The sequence below is a fragment of the Terribacillus halophilus genome, from assembly GCF_900162685.1.
GTDB classification, from domain to species: domain Bacteria; phylum Bacillota; class Bacilli; order Bacillales; family Amphibacillaceae; genus Terribacillus; species Terribacillus halophilus_A.
Genome location: NZ_LT727828.1, coordinates 331,703 through 348,785 on the forward strand (window position 1 = coordinate 331,703; position 17,083 = coordinate 348,785).

Consider the following 17,083-nt stretch of genomic DNA (forward strand, 5'->3'; position numbering starts at 1 on the left):
TATGATTCAGGAAGGAAAAGTAACGGCGGTTGATGGGACGGACGTTTCCATTCAGGCGGATACGATATGTGTCCATGGAGATGAACCGGAGGCATTGCGTTTTGTCCAGCAGCTCCGTGAGAGGTTGCAGACAGAAAACATTACCATTCAAAATTTCGGGGCAAATCATCATGAGTAGACCGCTATTTCAAGTAATCAAGCCTGGGTTGCTGACAACTTTCCAGGATCTTGGCCGAACGGGCTATCAGGAATATGGAGTTGTCGTGGCAGGTGCTATGGATGATTATTCACTGCAAATCGCCAACCTGCTTGTTGGCAACCAACGAAATGAAGCGGCGCTAGAAGTAACAATGATGGGACCGACATTGAAAGTCTTAAAGGATACGGTTATCAGTATTTGTGGTGGGAATCTCTCTCCGCGAGTAAATGGGATACCTGTACCGATGTGGAAAAGTATTGCTGTGAAAGAAGGGCAGCTGATTGAATTTGGTCAGCCATTAGAAGGCATTCGTTCTTATATAAGTGTGGCAGGCGGCTTTGATTTACCGGTTGTCATGGGAAGCAAATCCACCTTTCTTAAAGCAAAATTGGGCGGTCTGAATGGGCGCGCGCTCGAGAAGGAAGACATGCTGTACGGATCGGAGCAGGTGCACACAGTGGCGGGCCGGTCACTTCATTATGATGCCATTCCAGTATATAAGAAGGAAATCACGGCTCGTGTCATTCTTGGTCCGCATCAAGACGCGTTTACCAAAGAAGCGCTCGATACGTTCCTATCATCTGCTTATGAAATCACACCTCAGTCAGATCGCATGGGCTACCGCCTGAAGGGTTCAGAGCTAAAACATAAAACCTCGGCAGACATTATCTCAGAAGCCATTCCGCTCGGAGGTATTCAAGTACCAGCCAATGGCCAGCCGATCATCTTGATGGCTGACCGACAGACAACTGGTGGTTATACGCGAATTGCGACAGTGATTGCTGCGGACATGCCGAAGTTAGCGCAGGCCTCGCCAGGAGCTGTTATTCGGTTTGAGGAGATTAGTGTGGATGAGGCGCAAGCACTTTATCTGAGGAAAGAGAAAATCGTTAGCGTACTAGAGAAAATAGTGATGTAACAATTGGAAGATGTTTCTGGACATCTTCTTTTTTTATGTGAAATTAAGGATATTCAAGGTGGAGTCTAGAATATGCTGGGGAATCTAAGTGCTATCGTTGCTTTGTTATCATTTATCGGTATGCGGAATTATCAGCCGAGTAATAAGACGCTGTTATCGCTTCAATTGTTAATGTGCGCTGGCGTTGCTGTGGTTTTTATACAGTTCATGAAAGGCTTTGTTAGAAGGATGCTAGGGATGTAAGTGGATAATTAATAAATAAAAAGCGTGCGGCTACACAAGCAGCTGCACGCTTTTGCTTTAATTACGGATCAAATAATCAAATGCACCAAGTGATGCAGTCGCACCAGATCCCATAGAAACGATGATCTGTTTGTACGCTGAATCGGTACAGTCACCAGCTGCGAATAGGCCAGGGATGTTTGATTGGCCGTGTTTGTCAACGATGATTTCACCCATCGGTGTACGTTCTACAACGTCCGCTAGGAACTCTGTATTTGGTACAAGTCCGATTTGGACGAACACGCCTTGCAAGGCAACATGTTTCTCTTCGCCTGTGTCGCGCTCGAGGTATGAGATACCGTTAACGTTATCGTCACCAGTGATTTCTGTAGTTTGCGCATTTGTGATAATTGTTACGTTTGGCAGGCTGTAGGCGCGCTTTTGCAGTACCTCATCTGCTTTTAGTGTTGCATTGAACTCAAGAACAGTAACGTGATTTACGATACCTGCTAAGTCAATCGCTGCTTCGATTCCGGAGTTACCGCCGCCGATAACAGCAACGTCTTTTCCTTCGAATAGTGGACCGTCACAGTGTGCGCAATACGCGACACCTTTGTTTTTGAACTCTTGCTCACCAGGTACGTTGACATTACGCCAGCGTGCACCGGTGGAAACAATCACACTCTTACTTTTCAGTGTAGCGCCGTTTTCCAGTTCAAGCTCGAATAGATCATTTTTCGCGATCTTTGTTGCTTTCTGTAGGTTCATCACATCAATATCGTATTCTTTCACGTGCTCTTCCAGGCTTGCAACAAGCTTCGGTCCTTCTGTCTCCTTAACGGTGATGAAGTTCTCGATGCTCATTGTATCCAATACTTGACCGCCGAAGCGCTCAGCTACGATACCAGTACGGATTCCTTTACGGGCAGCATAGATTGCTGCGCTGGAACCAGCTGGACCGCCGCCGACAACAAGAACATCGTACGGATCTTTGTTGTCGAACTCAGACGCATCTGCGCCAGCGCCCATTTTGGCAAGCATCTCATCCATTGTCATCCGGCCGCTGCCGAAGTTTTCACCGTTCAGGTAAACAGTTGGAACTGCCATTATGTTTTTGCTTTCTACTTCGTCTTTGAAAGCCGCGCCGTCAATCATTGTATGCGTGATGTTCGGGTTAAGCACGCTCATCACGTTCAATGCTTGTACAACATCTGGACAGTTGTGACAAGTTAGGCTGATGTAAGATTCAAAGTGGAATTCCCCTTTGATGTTCTTAATCTGTTTGATCAAGTTTTCATCAACTTTTGGAGCACGACCACTTACTTGCAAGAGAGCCAGAACAAGTGAAGTAAACTCATGACCAAGCGGAATACCAGCGAAAGCAACACCTGTCTCTTCGCCAACACGGTTTACAGTGAAGCTTGGTGTGCGAGTCAGTTCTGCTTTTTCAATTGTGATTTTAGGTGACATGGAAGCAAGTTCTTCTACTAGAGCGAGCATCTCTTTGGAAACATCGTCTGCAGCCGTGCTTACTTTAAGAACGATTGGGTTCTCCATCATCGCCATATATTGGTTTAATTGTGCTTTGATAGTTGCATCAAGTACCATAAGTCAAATGCACTCCTTAGATTTTACCTACAAGGTCCAAGCTAGGTGTTAATGTTTCGCCGCCTTCTTCCCATTTCGCTGGGCAAACTTCACCTGGATTTTGGCGTACGTACTGTGCTGCTTTGATTTTGTTTACAAGCGTGCTTGCGTCACGACCGATACCGTCTGCATTGATCTCTACAGTTTGGATAACACCATCTGGATCGATGATGAATGTACCGCGGTCAGCAAGACCAGATTCTTCATTTAAAACATCGAACTGACGAGAGATTGCTTGAGATGGATCACCGATCATTGCGTACGTGATTTTACCGATCTTCTCAGAGCTGTCATGCCAGCCTTTATGTACGAAGTGTGTATCAGTAGATACAGAGAATACTTCTACACCTAGATCTTGAAGTGCGTTGTACTGACCTTGAAGGTCTTCTAGTTCAGTTGGGCAAACAAAGCTGAAATCTGCAGGATAGAAGCAAACGACGCTCCAGTTACCTTTGAAATTCTGTTCTGTTACCTCAACGAAATCACCGTTTTTGTATGCTTGTGCTGTGAATGGTTGTACTTCTTTGCCGATAAGTGACATAAATTTAATAGCCTCCTAAAATAAATTAATAACTAGAAACTCAGAATTACTTAAACATAATCATTCTAAGTTTATATTTATTAGTAAGGTTAGAATAATCATGAAGCAATGTCAAGCAATTATGTGAAGCTTGTCACATGAAAAATACGATGATTTCGCTGTTAGTTGCTAGTTTTAAGAGAAAGTTAAATTTATGTGAAAGGTAGAGTTAGCTTGAAGTTGCTGTTTTCACTACCCGACAAATCTATTATCAATTGGAACTGATTCTTTGAGAAGAGAATTATAAAATCTTGGAAAACTGACTGTAATGGAATAATTTCTCTATATAATTTTTACTAATTCTTCTCCACAAGTTGTCTTTGCTGCCGATAAGAATGTTAACAAGTGGCTAGCAGCATAGATTTCAAGGGGGAGTATCATGAAACAAATGTTTGAAAGAGGAAACTTTCGTCTTACAATTCGAAATAAGTTGATTCTGTCTTTTATCATTATTTTACTAGTTCCGAGTATATTGATTGGGTTCCTGGCTTACCAGAGTGCAAAACAGGAATTATCTAATCAGCTGATTAGCAGCGCATCTGGCAATGTAGAAGTTCTTAACAACATGATTAACGAAACAATTCAGCCGAAGATCCATGCCGTAGAAGCTTTTGCCGATCAAATTGGCACACAACTATATGACGGAACAGAAAGCCCCGAAATTCGGCAGAAATTCGACCAATATATAGAGATGCATCCAGAACTCGAACTTGCATATGTTGGTACGGAAGCAGGATTGATGATTCAATCGCCTGATCTAGAACTCACAGCGGATTATGATCCGCGGGAACGACCTTGGTATCAGCAGGCTAAAGAACAACCAGGAAAAGTTGTTATAACGGCACCTTATATCTCTGCTTCTACTAACAGCCTCGTTGTAACAATCGCCCGAACTACTGCAGATAACAGTGGTGTTATTGGGATGGATATTACAATTAGTAATTTAGAAGAGACATCGAAGAATATCCAGATTGGTAAAGAAGGATATACATCTATTCTTGATCAAGCAAAGCATGTTGTTGTGCATCCAACAGAAGAGAAAGGGTCGGAGGCTTCCGCGGGTTATCTTACGAGGCAGTATGAACAGGAAAACGGTCAATACCAGTTCAAACAAGCTGACCAAACGAAGGAACTTATCTATACAACAAATGAATTAACAGGTTGGAAAGTTGCAGGTGTGATGTCTGAAACCGAGATAGACGAAGCGGCAGCACCGATTTTATATACAACTCTAATTGTACTTGCTGTGGCACTTCTTGCAGGAGGATTCCTTATCTTTAGTGTAGTACGTTCAATCAGTAAGCCGCTGGACAAGCTGAAACAAACAGCAGTACAAGTAAGCGGTGGTGATCTGCGGGAGCGTATTGAAATCAATTCGAAAGATGAATTAGCAGAAGTAGGAGAAGCGTTCAATATAATGACGGATAATTTAAGCCAATTAATCCGGCAAATTGGTACAGACTCTGGTCAGCTGGCTGCATCATCTGAAGAGCTGCTGGCAAGTGCCGAACAAACAACTTCCGCAACGGAGCATGTCACTGCAACATTGCAAGAAGTTGCGGAAGGCGCCGAATCACAACGAGCTTATGTGGAACAAAACGCCAACGCAGTGGGTGAGATTTCAATCGGTATGGACCGTGTAGCGAGTAGCTTGACTACTGTTTCAGATGCAACGAAACAAGCGGCTGATTTAGCTGAAGACGGGGAGTATTCGGTCAATCGAACAGTCGAACAAATGAAGCAAATATACGCTTCGGTGGAAGAATCAAACGTCAAAATGCAGAAACTAGAGACAAGCTCCAAAGAAATTGGCAGTATTACAGGTGTCATTGCTAGTATCGCCGATCAGACGAATCTGCTGGCATTAAATGCGGCTATTGAAGCAGCGCGAGCCGGTGAACAAGGTAAAGGATTTGCAGTAGTGGCAGATGAAGTCCGTAAGCTTGCAGAGGGGTCCCAGCAATCCGCTATGCAAATTACAGGTCTTATCCAGCAGATGCAATTGGACACATCGCAATCTGTTGATGTGATGGCAAATACAGCTGAATTTGTGCAAGAAGGGCTGCAAGCATCTGAAGAAACAACAACTAAGTTTAGCCAGATTAAGGATAGTATCGTCACCATATCACCGCAAATGGAGGATATCTCCTCCATTACCGAGCAAATAGCAGCAAGTGTTCAGCACATGTCTGCTAGTGCGGAAGAGCTGGCCGCAATTGCAAAGGAAAACGCCTCGGCATCCGAGACGATGGCAAGTACAACAGAAGAACAGCTTGCCTCCATGGAAGAAATCACAGCTTCTGCTCATGCTTTGTCTAACTTGGCGGAGGAACTGCAAGGTGTATTGACGAAGTTCAAATTATAAATCGAAAAGCGACCCGAGAAAGGGTCGCTTTTTTTGTAGAAGTTGAATCTCACGTAGGAGCGATTTCTATTTTTTTCAAGAAACATTAACTATATATGGTAACTTATAGATATCTATATTTATATAGTCTTGATAATAAAGTGATTAGGTAATTTGAACTAACATGTATAAAACCCAATTAAACTAAGCGGCTAATAGAATATTAGTGAAATTGTGTGACTCCAAAACATTGCATAATACCTATTACAATAGTATTCTTCACGATTCGACAAGCTTTTCCTTACCAACAACCTCTTTCTACTAATTAACGATAGCTTTATGATTTCTTAACACCCTATTAATATTTCGCCTTTACAATTACCCTCGTACACGACCTAATTCTACTAACTTTCTAGTTGTAGTAATCTTTCTTTTTCATAAATAATCGGGTGGAGGTAAGAGAATGAAACTGAGCAAAAAATTACTTGGTGTCACACTAGCGGGAACGTTGGCAGTAGGATCTTTCGGTTTGGCTAATCTGGATCGGGAAGAAGCAGAGGCGAAGAAAGGTGCTAAGGTAAAAAATGTTATCGTCCTTGTGAAGGACGGCGTCAGCTCTTCCACGACAACTTTATCAAGATGGTATAAAGGAAGCGACTTGGCAATGGATGAAATGGCTGCGGGAGGCGTGCGTACATATTCAGCTGATTCGGCAATAACGGATTCAGCACCAGCAGGAACAGCAATGGCCACCGGTAACAAATCAAATGATAAGTTTGTCGGTGTCTTGCCAGAAAAGATAACGTCACCTGGAGTAGATGAGGATCTTGCCGATGATCCCTATCGTCCAGTAACCAATGTACTGGAAGGTGCAAAGACGAAAGGAAAAGCAACAGGTCTTATTTCTACATCAGAAATCCAGCATGCAACTCCTGCAGCATTTTCTTCTCATGCGGAGCATCGCCAGCAATACGACAATATTGCGGAACAGCAAGTGTATCAGAATATTGATGTTGTCCTTGGCGGCGGGAAAGAAACACTCGAGAGCGGCAATCGTGAGGATGGCGAGAATTTATTAGAAGTGATTGATAACAAAGGGTATGACTTTGTGGAAACACGGGATGACTTACTCAATTCCGGATCAAAGAAGATTTGGGGCTCTTTCGCACCAGCTGCTCTAGCTTATGAAATGGACAGGGAAGCAACACAGCCGGATGAACCTACACTGGCTGAGATGACGAAAAAAGGTATCCAGACATTGTCTAAAGATAAGGATGGATTCTTCCTCTTTGTAGAAGGCAGCAAGCCGGACTGGGCAGCACATGCGAATGACCCTGTTGGTATGGTTAGTGACACGCTGGCTTTCGATGATGCAGTAAAAGAGGCGCTTGATTTTGCTAAGAAAGATAAACATACCATGGTTATAGCTGTTTCTGATCATGGCAATAGCGGAATTTCTATCGGAAATAAAAATACAGATGGCACCTATTCCTCTACGCCAGTATCTGCTTATGTGGATCCGCTGAAAGAAGCGAAGATGACATTAGAAGGAGCTTTATCCCAGCTGAATGAGGATGGCTCAAATAAATTAGAAGTAGCGGCGCTTTACGGGATTACCAACCCAACGAAAAAAGAAAAGAGAGCCATCAACAAGGCGGAAGATCTTGGCGGCACATTAGTAGAGCTGCTTGCGCAGCGGGCGAACCTTGGCTTTACAACTGGCGGACATACGGGTGAAGATGTATTCCTTTATTCCTATGGACCTGGAAAGCCATCTGGTATGATTCAGAACACAGATATCGCGCATAGTGCAGCGGACGCAATGGGCTTTAAGCTTGGTAAGCTGAGCCGTAATATGTTCATGGAAGCAGAAGATGCATTTGGCAAGTGGGGAGAAGTAAGCATTGATACTTCTAATGAAGCCAATCCAGTGCTTGTTGTAGATAGAGGGCGCAAGAAAGCTTTATTCCCGGTAAATAAAAATATCGCTATTGTGAATGACCGTGAATACGAACTCGATAGTGTAACAGTTCAAAGCGGCGGCAAGTTTTATGTATCGAAGGAAGCTGTGAAGATAGTCAAGAAAGCAAAATAAACAGACAAACACCCTGGCACAGACGTCAGGGTGTTTTATTGTATAATAATGGTGATTTGAATTCGGAGGTGTGGGAAATGTGGAAGCTGCTGCAATGCCAAGCTATTTACACAGAAAATATCGACCAATCAATTGCTTTCTATGAATCGATGGGATTGTCCAAAGCGTGGGATACGTTTCAAGATGAAGAACACCGCTGGCGGCTGGCAGGAATGAAGTTTCCGAACGGAGAAACCGAATTGGTCTTAAAGGATAATCCAAATCTAGCTTTTGCTGAAACAGAAATTGTCGTAGATGATGTACATGCAGTTTTTACTCATTTAGCACAGAACACCGATATAAAGTGGATTAGAAAGCCGTTCCCGAATGCGCTTGGCGGTCATGTTGCTGTTATGCAGGCACCAGATAACAATGTTTTTGTGTTGGTTGGGAACTAACAATATTAGAGTTTAAAGTCCTATCCTAATGGTAATGTGTTACAATACACTAGGTTTATTTACATAGGAATAGAGGTTGGATGAATGAAAAAGTTTCTTTTACCGATTATATTATTGGCTGTTCTAGTAATTGTAGGCTGCAGCAGTCAATCTAGCAATACGAAGACAGAGATAGAAAGCTCTGTACAAAAGGAAGAAGAAAAAGTCACGCCAATTACATATAAGCTGTTTTTTCCAAGTGAACAGCATTATCAAGATTTTAAGCGGGCTGTAAAAGATGAGGATTTGGAGTTTGCTTTTCTTCAGGCAGAACCTCAGCTTGATTATGCGTATTTCGGGAAGAAAACAATCTATCCAGAAGAGAAATTTGAAGTGAAGAGTCTTACAAAGTATAAGTCTGATGTGTACGATACAGATTATCCAATTGCAGTGGACGGTCATCATGATTTTTATTTTGATGGAAAGAGCACGGGCGAACAATTCTATGAGGTTACGAAGGAAGAATTGGAGTTTGCGGAGAAACTCGTCAAAATTCAGTCTCATGAACCTGTAGGTGCGCGTAATCCGGATGTTATTGATGCTGATTTTGCATCAACAGAAGAGAACTTTGAAGGCTATGAAGGAGTATATGATATATACGGTAGTGTACTTTCAATGTATCATGGCGTATATGAAGGTTATTCAGGGGCGTACATGGATTTAGAAAATCGTATTGTACCAAGTGCTGGGATCCACGACACGTTGAATATTGAACTTGCAGATAGTATTTATGATAAGCGTGAAAATATTGAAGGATTAGTCGTTATTAATAATACTGATGAGGAAGCGTTCGATAAGCTAGAGGTCATGGAAGCTATTGTAGGTCTCCAGGATCGGAAACAAGCATTAGAAGATGCAAGGAATAATGCTATTTATGAGCGAGATTCTTTTGAAAAGATTTATGATTTTTATAAAGCTCTTGCTGAGTACAAGGGAGAATCTAATGAATTTCAATATGAGAAACCTTTGGATACAGCTTACTTGAAAGAATATAAAGATGGTTACAATACTTACTTGGAGAAAGTAGAAAAAGAACAGAAGCGCCTAGAATCCCTTATAGATGAAGTGAAAAAGAGTAAATTCAGCTTTTTGTTAGAACAATAAAAGATAAAGATATGTCTTGAAATGCACCTCGAATTGCGAGGTGCATTTCGTTTAGGATTAAATCAATTGCTTGCGGAAGCGCTGACATAAGATACCGACGAGAAGTAGGCAAACGACGAACCCTGTTATGCTGGAAAGCCAGTAAACGGTATCAAAATCACTTGCCCTCATATAAGCTTTGGTGACCCAAAAAGCGGGGAGAAAACTGCTGATATACTGCAGCTGAGAAGGGACAAAATAAGCAATAACAGGTGCGATAACGGTAATGGTTGCCATTTTAGATAAAGCTAGGCCTTCTACTTTGTTCGCCGCAAATACACCTAATTGTAAATGTACTTTTAACAAACGGGTTAGACAAAAACAGCAGGCAAAGTTAGCGCTTTGCCTGCTGTTTTACTTAGTCCGGCTACAATTGCTTTCCAATAGGAGTCTGATTCATGTCCTAAAGCATACACAGATAAGTCAGCAATATTGTATTGATTGGTTAAGTCGCTTTTTCGTTTTAAGGACGCTTTATTTTCAAACCAAATGACGTGTTCTTGCTTTTTGTCATTCTGTATAGGTGACATGTGCGGAGGCTGATTCTCTAACGAATACAGATCAGCTTTTTCAGCTTCCATGATAGAATGGATAGCATCCCATTCGATTAATTTATTTTGTTCTGGATTGGTAAGATTCTAGTCATAACCGTATGCTGGTATTCCCATAATCACTTTATCGGGTGCCATTTCTGCGGTTGAAAAAGTTAGTGTATCTTTCACCCAGTTCTCACTTGCCGAAGAGCCGGGCTCACTCCAAGTTCCATGCTCATCATATGTCATGACTTGTACATAGTCTGCATATTTACCAATCTTTTTGTAGTCGTACGGCCATGTCCAATCATTGGCTGCATCATCGACAGTTTTAGCTGGAACAGATACCATTGTTTTTCTATTACCTTTGTGAAGTGTTTGTGCAGTTTCTTTTATCAGGATGGTGTAAAGGTCTCGATCTTCTGGATAAATGGATTCAAAATCAATGTTGATACCAGTCAGATTATGTTCTTCAGCCAAGGATGCTAGTTGCGCAATGAAATGTTCCTTTGCATGTTTATCAGACATGACGGCACGAGCTAAGTCTGGGTCAAAGTCTGTTTTGCCGAAATTGGAGATGACAGCATACGTATCTATATCATGCTTTTTCGCATAGTCCACCTGTTCCTGTGGTGTTTCTCCAGTCAGTTTTCCCTGCATGTTAAATGCATATGTATCCAGAGCTATTGCGTTGAGGTAGTTGTGATAGTTCCTGATAGACTGAAAGGATGTACTATCGGGCGTGGTGTAACCAAGAATGACTTTTTCCTCGGCCTGTACTTTGTATTTTCCTTGTGAGAAAACAATGCTGCCTGCTGCTATTAATATAATGATTGCGATGACTGCTATCTTTTTCATCTTTTTCCTCCTGCGTTTGTAGGAGGTAATTTTACCACGCTTTCAGCTAAAAAAGCCTATTGATGCAACTATTCAATAAAGGAGAACGATATGTCTACAAAGAACTTATACAAATTGCTGCTCTTATTTATTGGCAGTTATATTCTCTATACGTTCGCAGATAATTACATTTTGGATCATCGCGCTGCCTTTTTCCTTGAACAGAAACTAGATTTACGCGATTCTTTCCATCTGCCTCTTTGGCTCGATATGATGTATATCCATGTGTTTGTCGCCTGTCTGGCAACAGTGAGCGGAGCAGTCAACTTCTCCAGAGGATTGGCGTGGCATCAGCGAAAGTTTCACCGTATCAACGGTTATGTGTACGCTATTTCTGTCATGCTTGTATCGTTAACGTCAGGTTACTTGGCTCCTTATGCTACGGGCGGCAAGCTGGTTAGCATTCCCTTCAATATGGTGAATCTCTTTTGGCCGCTTATGATTATTGCTGCAATTGTCCATGCCAGGAAAGGCAGGCTGGAGAAACATCAAAGCTGGATGATCCGGAGTTATTTGTTTTGTTTTACGAATCTCTTTATTCATTTGATTTCTGACGTGCTGTATAAATCAGGAATGGATTATACACTAAGTTATACAATCGGGGTTTACGGCTCTATTGTACTGAATCTAACGATAGCAGAGGGCATTATCTATTTACGGACGAGGAAGAAAGAAGCTTAATGTGTTTAGAATAATAGTTTGATATAAATAAAGATGGAGAAAAGAAAAGGAAGGGGGATGCATATGTTAACTAGACTGGCTCCGTTACTTGTTTTGCTTGCTGCGATGTTGTGGGGAACTACCGGAACGGCTCAGACTTTTGCGCCAGCTGCTGCCCACCCAATTGCAGTTGGTGCCTCGAGACTGGCGATAGGTGGTATTTGTCTGCTGGTGGTTTTGCTGCTATTCGGACAATTTAATCGTAAAGGTTGGCCAGTCAAGCTGACGCTGCTGGCTGCTTTTTGCATGGCATGTTATCAGCCGCTGTTCTTTTCGGCGGTGCAGCAGACAGGTGTGGCGGTTGGTACGGTGATTGGTATTGGCAGCGCGCCAATTTTGTCAGGACTCTTAGAAGCAATATTCTTAAAGAAGCGGCCTGCGACAGTATGGTGGGCGGCTACATTATTATCCATCTTTGGTTGTTTGCTGCTGTTTTTGACCGGTGATTCTGTAACTATACAGCCAGTTGGTATCATGCTGGCGCTGGGAGCGGGATTAGCATTTGCTGGCTATACACTGCTGAGCAGCAAGATTGTTCAAAACAGAAGCTCGCTTGAAGCAACCGCTGTTATCTTTATCCTTGGAGGAGTTTTTCTCGTTCCGTTTCTATTCCTCTTTGATATGAATTGGATCCTGCAACCTAGTGGAATAGCGGTGAGTTTGCATTTAGGACTCATTACGACTGCGATTGCTTATTTTTTGTTTTCGAGCGGACTCAAGAAGGTGCCTGCATCTTCTGCTGTTACCCTTTCGTTAGCAGAACCGCTTACCGCTGCTGTGTTAGGCGTGGTGCTAGTTGGCGAGGAATTAACTATTCTTTCTTGGGTAGGAATCGCACTTCTCTTAGCTGGGATTATCTTAATCGCCTTTTCATCCCGAAAAAGCGAGGTTTAAAACAATAAAGTAGAGTTTTTCTCGGTTTACGTCACAACGACGGACTTCAATTACATAGAAACAGATTTTGAGAGTGATGAAGATTATTAGCGTTTTGTGGAAGAGATAAAAGAGAAATCCAGTATACCGACGGATGTGCAAGTAGCGAAAGAAGATAACATTATTACATTATCTACATGTAATGAGTTGCTTGACGTGGAAGATGGCAGATTCGTGGTGCGTGGGAAGCTGACGAAGGTTGAATAAGCGCATAATGTCGTTAGCTGCAAATCCTTACTTTTGCAGCATGTTCTTTCGATAGTCACTCGGTGCCATGCCGTACGCCTGTTTAAAGCAGGTAGAGAAATATCCTTGTCTCGAGAATTCAACTTCCTCAGCAATCTTCTGTAGCGGCCAATCAGTTTTCAGCAATAACAAGCGTGCTTGATGCAACCGGTAAGCTGCTAAGTAGGTGAGCGGGGTGCAATGATATGCTTGCTTCATGCATCTTGCTAAATAGTTTTCGTGGACATGGAAGTGTGAAGCAAGCGTCGTATTGGTGATGTGCTCCATGTAGTGTTGTTTTATATACATTTCTACCCGTTCCGCCAGCTGCAGGGAAGCGTGCTGTGGTGTTGGCGAGTAAGATAGGTGCTGTAACACTTGCAGAAATAGCTGCTGTGTTTCCCAAAAGGCAAAGGAACGTGCTTGAATTGTTGATTGTAACAAGTGCTGGATGGTCTGATACAGTTCTTCTGGATGTGAAATACGCTGGTGTTTTGGTAAATGAACGGTCGTGTTGCTCGTGTGGTAATGAAGGAATGAGATGTTCTGGTCTGTTTGGATTGGTTCGCAAGCTTCCTGTTCCCTCCATATTGCGGGAGTTTGCATGTGCAGCCAATAAAATGCGGTATCTTCTTCACAGGCGGCAGTGGGGTAATGGAACTTGGCTGGCTCCAAAATGAGTGCTTCTCCGGCACCTACCTGCCAGCGCTCTGTCTCTTCTCCAATAAATAGTCTGCCTTCTTTAACGACTAGCACATCAAAGAAACCGAGCTGTTTCCGGGCAGGATGCCGCTGTCCTTTGCGGAAGGTAGTTAGGTTTCCTTCTAAGAAATAAGGAAGGGGAGGCGTAAGCATGGATAAGAAGGAAGAATTCAACATAATAGCGCCACCTTTTGGTTGAAATAATGAAAATAAAAGTTCAAATCTGTAGTATATAGCTTTTATTTTAGATGATAAGCTAACTTTTGAAAACGCTTAAACGATAACAGTGAGTGATTTTTTGAAAGGGGATGCCAATCTTGAATGAACCTATACATGCAGGTGTTGAGAAGTCGAACAACGTAACGGTGACGGATGCTTTTTGGCGAAACTATAAGCGAATCGTGGCCGAGCAGGTTATCCCGTATCAATGGAAAGCATTGAATGATGAATTGCCGGATACTGTTCCGAGTCATGCAATCGAGAATTTCCGGATTGCTGCCGGAGAAGCAGAGGGAGAATTTTTTGGAACGGTATTTCAGGACAGTGATGTGGCGAAATGGCTGGAGACAGTTGCGTACAGCTTGCGAAGTTTTCCGGATGCAGAGTTGGAGAAGACAGCTGACGATGTAATTGCTTTACTGGGAAGAGCGCAGGCAGAAGATGGCTATTTGAATACGTATTATATGCTTGTCGAACCAGATTACCGGTGGTCTAACTTGCGTGATAACCACGAGTTGTATTGTGCGGGTCATTTGATTGAGGCAGCAGTTGCTTATTACCAAACAACTGGCAAGCGTGCCTTTTTAGATGTGATGGAAAAATATGTACAGCTCATTCAGCAAGTATTCGGAAATGAAGACGGCAAGCTGCAAGGCTATCCAGGGCATCCGGAAATTGAGCTGGCGCTGCTGCGTCTCTATGATGTTACGGGTAAGCAAGAGCATCTTGATTTAGCTGTTTACTTTATTGAGCAGAGAGGGCAGCAGCCGCACTATTTTGATATCGAAAAGGAACAGCGCCAGGCGATGGATCGGCCGAAAACATGGAACGATGAACATACGAATTTTGGACTTGGATATGCCTATATGCAGGCGCATAAGCCAGTCCGAGAACAGGAAAAAGCAGTCGGTCATGTTGTGCGGGCAATGTATTTATATACAGCGATGGCTGATTTGGCCCATCGGAAAGATGATAAACAGTTGCGGGAAATTTGTGACAAGCTGTGGGAGGATGTTACAAAGCGGAAGTTGTACATTACAGCTGGACTTGGATCGACTGTGAACGGAGAAGCGTTTACAGATGCATACGATCTGCCAAATGACAGTATGTACTGTGAAACGTGTGCATCAATTGGTCTTGTTTTCTGGGCAAAGAAAATGCTGGAGCTTTCGCCAGACCGCAAGTATGCAGATGTAATGGAGCGAGCGATCTATAATGGAACAATCAGCGGTATGGACTTGGACGGGAAGCGCTTTTTCTATGTGAATCCTTTAGAAATAAATGCGTACCAGACAGGGCGTAAAGATCAGGAACATGTAAAGCAAGAGCGGCAGAAATGGTATGCATGTGCCTGCTGCCCGCCGAATTTAGCACGAATGATTGCATCAATTGAAGATTATGCTTATACAACGACTAGGGACACCCTTTATACCCATCTGTATATGGCGGGAAATGTGGAAGCAATCATTGGGAAGGCGTCGGTAAAGCTGACGCAGACGCATCAGTATCCCTGGGATGGGAAGATAACCATTACGGTAGAAACAGAAGGAGACTTTAAGCTAGCGTTTCGTATTCCTGGCTGGAGCAGTGGCGTATCTGCTTCTGTGAATCGTGAAGCAATTTCTGTCGATGACTTGCAAGATGGATACCTGGTGCTAGATCGAACATGGAAAATAGGGGACCAGATTGAATTGCTGCTTCCGATGCCTGTAGAGCGAGTCTATAGCAATCCGAAAGCTGGGATGAATCAAGGCCAGGTAGCACTGCAGCGCGGTCCGATTGTGTATTGTTTAGAGGAGACAGACAATGGTGCAAATCTGGCAGGGCTTCGCCTCCCGCGCCAAGTTGCTTTCAAGACAACACACGAGGCAAACTTCCTTAGCGGCGTTGTTACACTAGGAGCAGAGGCGCTTCATATTGTGGAAACGGAGAATCTTTATCAGATGGATGTTCCTAAAACAACGCGAAGATCTATCCAAGCTATTCCGTACTTTGCATGGGGAAACCGAGGACTTGGCGAGATGCGTATATGGGTGCATGAGGGTGTAGAATAATGAAAAATGCTGTCCTTGATGGACAGCATTTTGTTATTTCTGGGGAAATTTAAGATCTAGTTCATCGATGTTTTCCAACACACGCTGAAAAGAGAATGCACTGGGCTGCTTCGGCAGTTCACTATATGCGTATGGTTCTCCAAGGAGACGGAAGAACTGCTCAAACAGACCAGACGCAAGAAACCCAATGAACTTTGTGTAAGGACTGTCCAGCTTGAAAGAATGCTCTGTGTTAGCTGGGACGTGAAGGAAGTCGCCCTTTTCCAATTGAAATTTTTCTTCGCCTGCCCACATTGTCATTCGCCCTTCGAGACAGAGAAAGCATTCGGTGTGCTTTTCGTGGTAATGCGGAGGAATGGCTTCGCCGGCGTAACCTTCTGTTGTCAGAGCAAGAAATTGTTTGTCAGTAGTTGCTTGTGTTGCAAGAAATGTGAACAGCTGGTCGGCGGCTAGCATGCCTTCCCCAGCGCCGGCTTCTATGACATATGGAGTACTGGTATCTGGCAATTCGCCACCCTCTTGCAGCACGATAGCTTGCGGTCCTTGCAGCGCTTCGTTGACAATGCGGATATCAAAATCATCTAGCCTGTCCAATTCCTTCGTTGTAATAGAAGAGGTAGCAGTTCCAACTAGAGGTTCCATATAAGTATGTGTTTCTCCAAGTTCTCGATATAGGTCCGCATGTAGACCTCCAGTGGTGAAGGAGTAGAACTTTGTTCGATTTCGTAATAGAACATACTGGTGCACTGTGCCGGCAGGGAGGTGGGCGTAATCACCTGAAGCAAGCATGTGCTTTTTATTATTAATTGTTAATTGAAGTAATCCATCGGTGACATAGATTGCTTCATGCTGTGTGTTATGCAGGTGAAGAGGTGATTCTTCGCCTTTACTGCCAGTAATCTGCACAAGCCCAAAAAGATTTCCGGTGCTCTTTGCGTCAGCGAGTATTTTAATGACTTGCTTGTTTATTAAGTGACGTTCACCATTGCTATCGCGTAGTAAATAGGCTTGTTTCTGATTTGGAACAGCTTGTTCTTGTATTGTAATCATTATATTTCCTCCAGTCGCTAGCAATTTCAACTTAGGGGATTAGTATAAGAAACACCCTTTTTTCTAACAAGAGGATAAAGTTGTGCTTCAATACGGTCACATTCCCTTCAAGAAAGGATGTAAGA

The 17,083-nt window shown here is 43.1% G+C and carries 18 protein-coding genes; 11 read left to right on the plus strand and 7 right to left on the minus strand.

Annotated features, from left to right (window positions below):
- Position 1: 1 nt before the first annotated feature.
- The 3 genes from B1K52_RS06450 (at position 2) to B1K52_RS18100 (ending at position 1,361) form a co-directional block, all read left to right on the plus strand.
- On the plus strand, positions 2 to 178 hold the full coding sequence (locus B1K52_RS06450; protein WP_179106485.1) for a LamB/YcsF family protein: 177 nt from the start codon (positions 2 to 4) through the stop codon (positions 176 to 178).
- A complete protein-coding gene (locus B1K52_RS06455) occupies positions 171 to 1,118 on the plus strand; it encodes a 5-oxoprolinase subunit C family protein (protein ID WP_077306496.1) in 948 nt (315 codons plus the stop codon). The genes B1K52_RS06450 and B1K52_RS06455 overlap by 8 nt, the downstream gene beginning before the upstream one ends.
- A 72-nt stretch (positions 1,119 to 1,190) precedes the next feature.
- Complete coding sequence (locus B1K52_RS18100) at positions 1,191 to 1,361, plus strand: hypothetical protein (protein ID WP_218668038.1); 171 nt, start codon at positions 1,191 to 1,193, stop codon at positions 1,359 to 1,361.
- 57 nt (positions 1,362 to 1,418) lie between these two features.
- On the opposite strand, the gene ahpF is transcribed toward B1K52_RS18100, so the two are convergent.
- Positions 1,419 to 2,948 (minus strand): alkyl hydroperoxide reductase subunit F, encoded by a 1,530-nt coding sequence (gene ahpF / locus B1K52_RS06460; RefSeq protein WP_077306498.1) that lies wholly within the window; start codon positions 2,946 to 2,948, stop codon positions 1,419 to 1,421.
- 16 nt (positions 2,949 to 2,964) lie between these two features.
- Complete coding sequence (gene ahpC, locus B1K52_RS06465; protein WP_077306500.1) at positions 2,965 to 3,528, minus strand: alkyl hydroperoxide reductase subunit C; 564 nt, start codon at positions 3,526 to 3,528, stop codon at positions 2,965 to 2,967.
- Positions 3,529 to 3,946: 418 nt separating this feature from the next.
- Here ahpC and B1K52_RS06470 point away from each other — a divergent pair, with 418 nt between their 5' ends.
- The 4 genes from B1K52_RS06470 (at position 3,947) to B1K52_RS06485 (ending at position 9,586) form a co-directional block, all read left to right on the plus strand.
- Positions 3,947 to 5,932, plus strand: a complete 1,986-nt coding sequence (locus B1K52_RS06470; protein WP_077306502.1) for a methyl-accepting chemotaxis protein — start codon at positions 3,947 to 3,949, stop codon at positions 5,930 to 5,932.
- Between the two features lie 442 nt (positions 5,933 to 6,374).
- Positions 6,375 to 8,006, plus strand: a complete 1,632-nt coding sequence (locus B1K52_RS06475) for an alkaline phosphatase (RefSeq protein WP_077306504.1) — start codon at positions 6,375 to 6,377, stop codon at positions 8,004 to 8,006.
- Positions 8,007 to 8,083: 77 nt separating this feature from the next.
- Complete coding sequence (locus B1K52_RS06480) at positions 8,084 to 8,443, plus strand: VOC family protein (protein WP_077306507.1); 360 nt, start codon at positions 8,084 to 8,086, stop codon at positions 8,441 to 8,443.
- An 84-nt stretch (positions 8,444 to 8,527) separates the two neighbouring features.
- Positions 8,528 to 9,586, plus strand: coding sequence for a hypothetical protein (locus B1K52_RS06485; protein ID WP_077306509.1), 1,059 nt, complete (start codon positions 8,528 to 8,530; stop codon positions 9,584 to 9,586).
- Between the two features lie 57 nt (positions 9,587 to 9,643).
- On the opposite strand, the gene B1K52_RS17680 is transcribed toward B1K52_RS06485, so the two are convergent.
- From B1K52_RS17680 to B1K52_RS06495, 3 genes are read right to left on the minus strand one after another with little or no spacing between them, the layout of a single operon-like run.
- On the minus strand, positions 9,644 to 9,931 hold the full coding sequence (locus tag B1K52_RS17680; RefSeq protein WP_143588847.1) for a hypothetical protein: 288 nt from the start codon (positions 9,929 to 9,931) through the stop codon (positions 9,644 to 9,646).
- Between the two features lie 5 nt (positions 9,932 to 9,936).
- Complete coding sequence (locus B1K52_RS06490) at positions 9,937 to 10,206, minus strand: hypothetical protein (protein WP_077306511.1); 270 nt, start codon at positions 10,204 to 10,206, stop codon at positions 9,937 to 9,939.
- 57 nt (positions 10,207 to 10,263) lie between these two features.
- On the minus strand, positions 10,264 to 11,016 hold the full coding sequence (locus B1K52_RS06495; protein WP_077306513.1) for a glycosyl hydrolase family 18 protein: 753 nt from the start codon (positions 11,014 to 11,016) through the stop codon (positions 10,264 to 10,266).
- Between the two features lie 90 nt (positions 11,017 to 11,106).
- On the opposite strand from B1K52_RS06495, the gene B1K52_RS06500 reads away from it, so the two are divergent.
- The 3 genes from B1K52_RS06500 to B1K52_RS17685 all read left to right on the plus strand — a co-directional run bounded on the left by B1K52_RS06500 (position 11,107) and on the right by B1K52_RS17685 (position 12,915).
- Positions 11,107 to 11,736, plus strand: coding sequence for a DUF2306 domain-containing protein (locus B1K52_RS06500; protein ID WP_256855854.1), 630 nt, complete (start codon positions 11,107 to 11,109; stop codon positions 11,734 to 11,736).
- Positions 11,737 to 11,799: 63 nt separating this feature from the next.
- Positions 11,800 to 12,669 carry an EamA family transporter gene (locus tag B1K52_RS06505; protein WP_077306515.1) on the plus strand — a complete coding sequence of 290 codons (870 nt, stop codon included), beginning with the start codon at positions 11,800 to 11,802 and terminating at the stop codon, positions 12,667 to 12,669.
- A gap of 96 nt (positions 12,670 to 12,765) precedes the next feature.
- Positions 12,766 to 12,915: a sortase family protein gene (locus B1K52_RS17685; RefSeq protein ID WP_179106486.1), complete on the plus strand. Its 150-nt coding sequence runs from the start codon at positions 12,766 to 12,768 to the stop codon at positions 12,913 to 12,915.
- Positions 12,916 to 12,942: 27 nt separating this feature from the next.
- Here the strand turns inward: B1K52_RS17685 and B1K52_RS06515 are convergent, their stop codons facing one another.
- Positions 12,943 to 13,812 (minus strand): helix-turn-helix transcriptional regulator, encoded by an 870-nt coding sequence (locus B1K52_RS06515; protein ID WP_077306517.1) that lies wholly within the window; start codon positions 13,810 to 13,812, stop codon positions 12,943 to 12,945.
- A 140-nt stretch (positions 13,813 to 13,952) separates the two neighbouring features.
- On the opposite strand from B1K52_RS06515, the gene B1K52_RS06520 reads away from it, so the two are divergent.
- Entirely contained in the window at positions 13,953 to 15,908 is a 1,956-nt protein-coding gene (locus B1K52_RS06520) for a glycoside hydrolase family 127 protein (protein WP_256855855.1), read from the plus strand.
- Positions 15,909 to 15,941: 33 nt separating this feature from the next.
- Here B1K52_RS06520 and B1K52_RS06525 read toward each other — a convergent pair whose 3' ends face one another.
- Positions 15,942 to 16,958: a quercetin 2,3-dioxygenase gene (locus B1K52_RS06525; protein WP_077306521.1), complete on the minus strand. Its 1,017-nt coding sequence runs from the start codon at positions 16,956 to 16,958 to the stop codon at positions 15,942 to 15,944.
- Between the last annotated feature and the right edge of the window lie 125 nt (positions 16,959 to 17,083).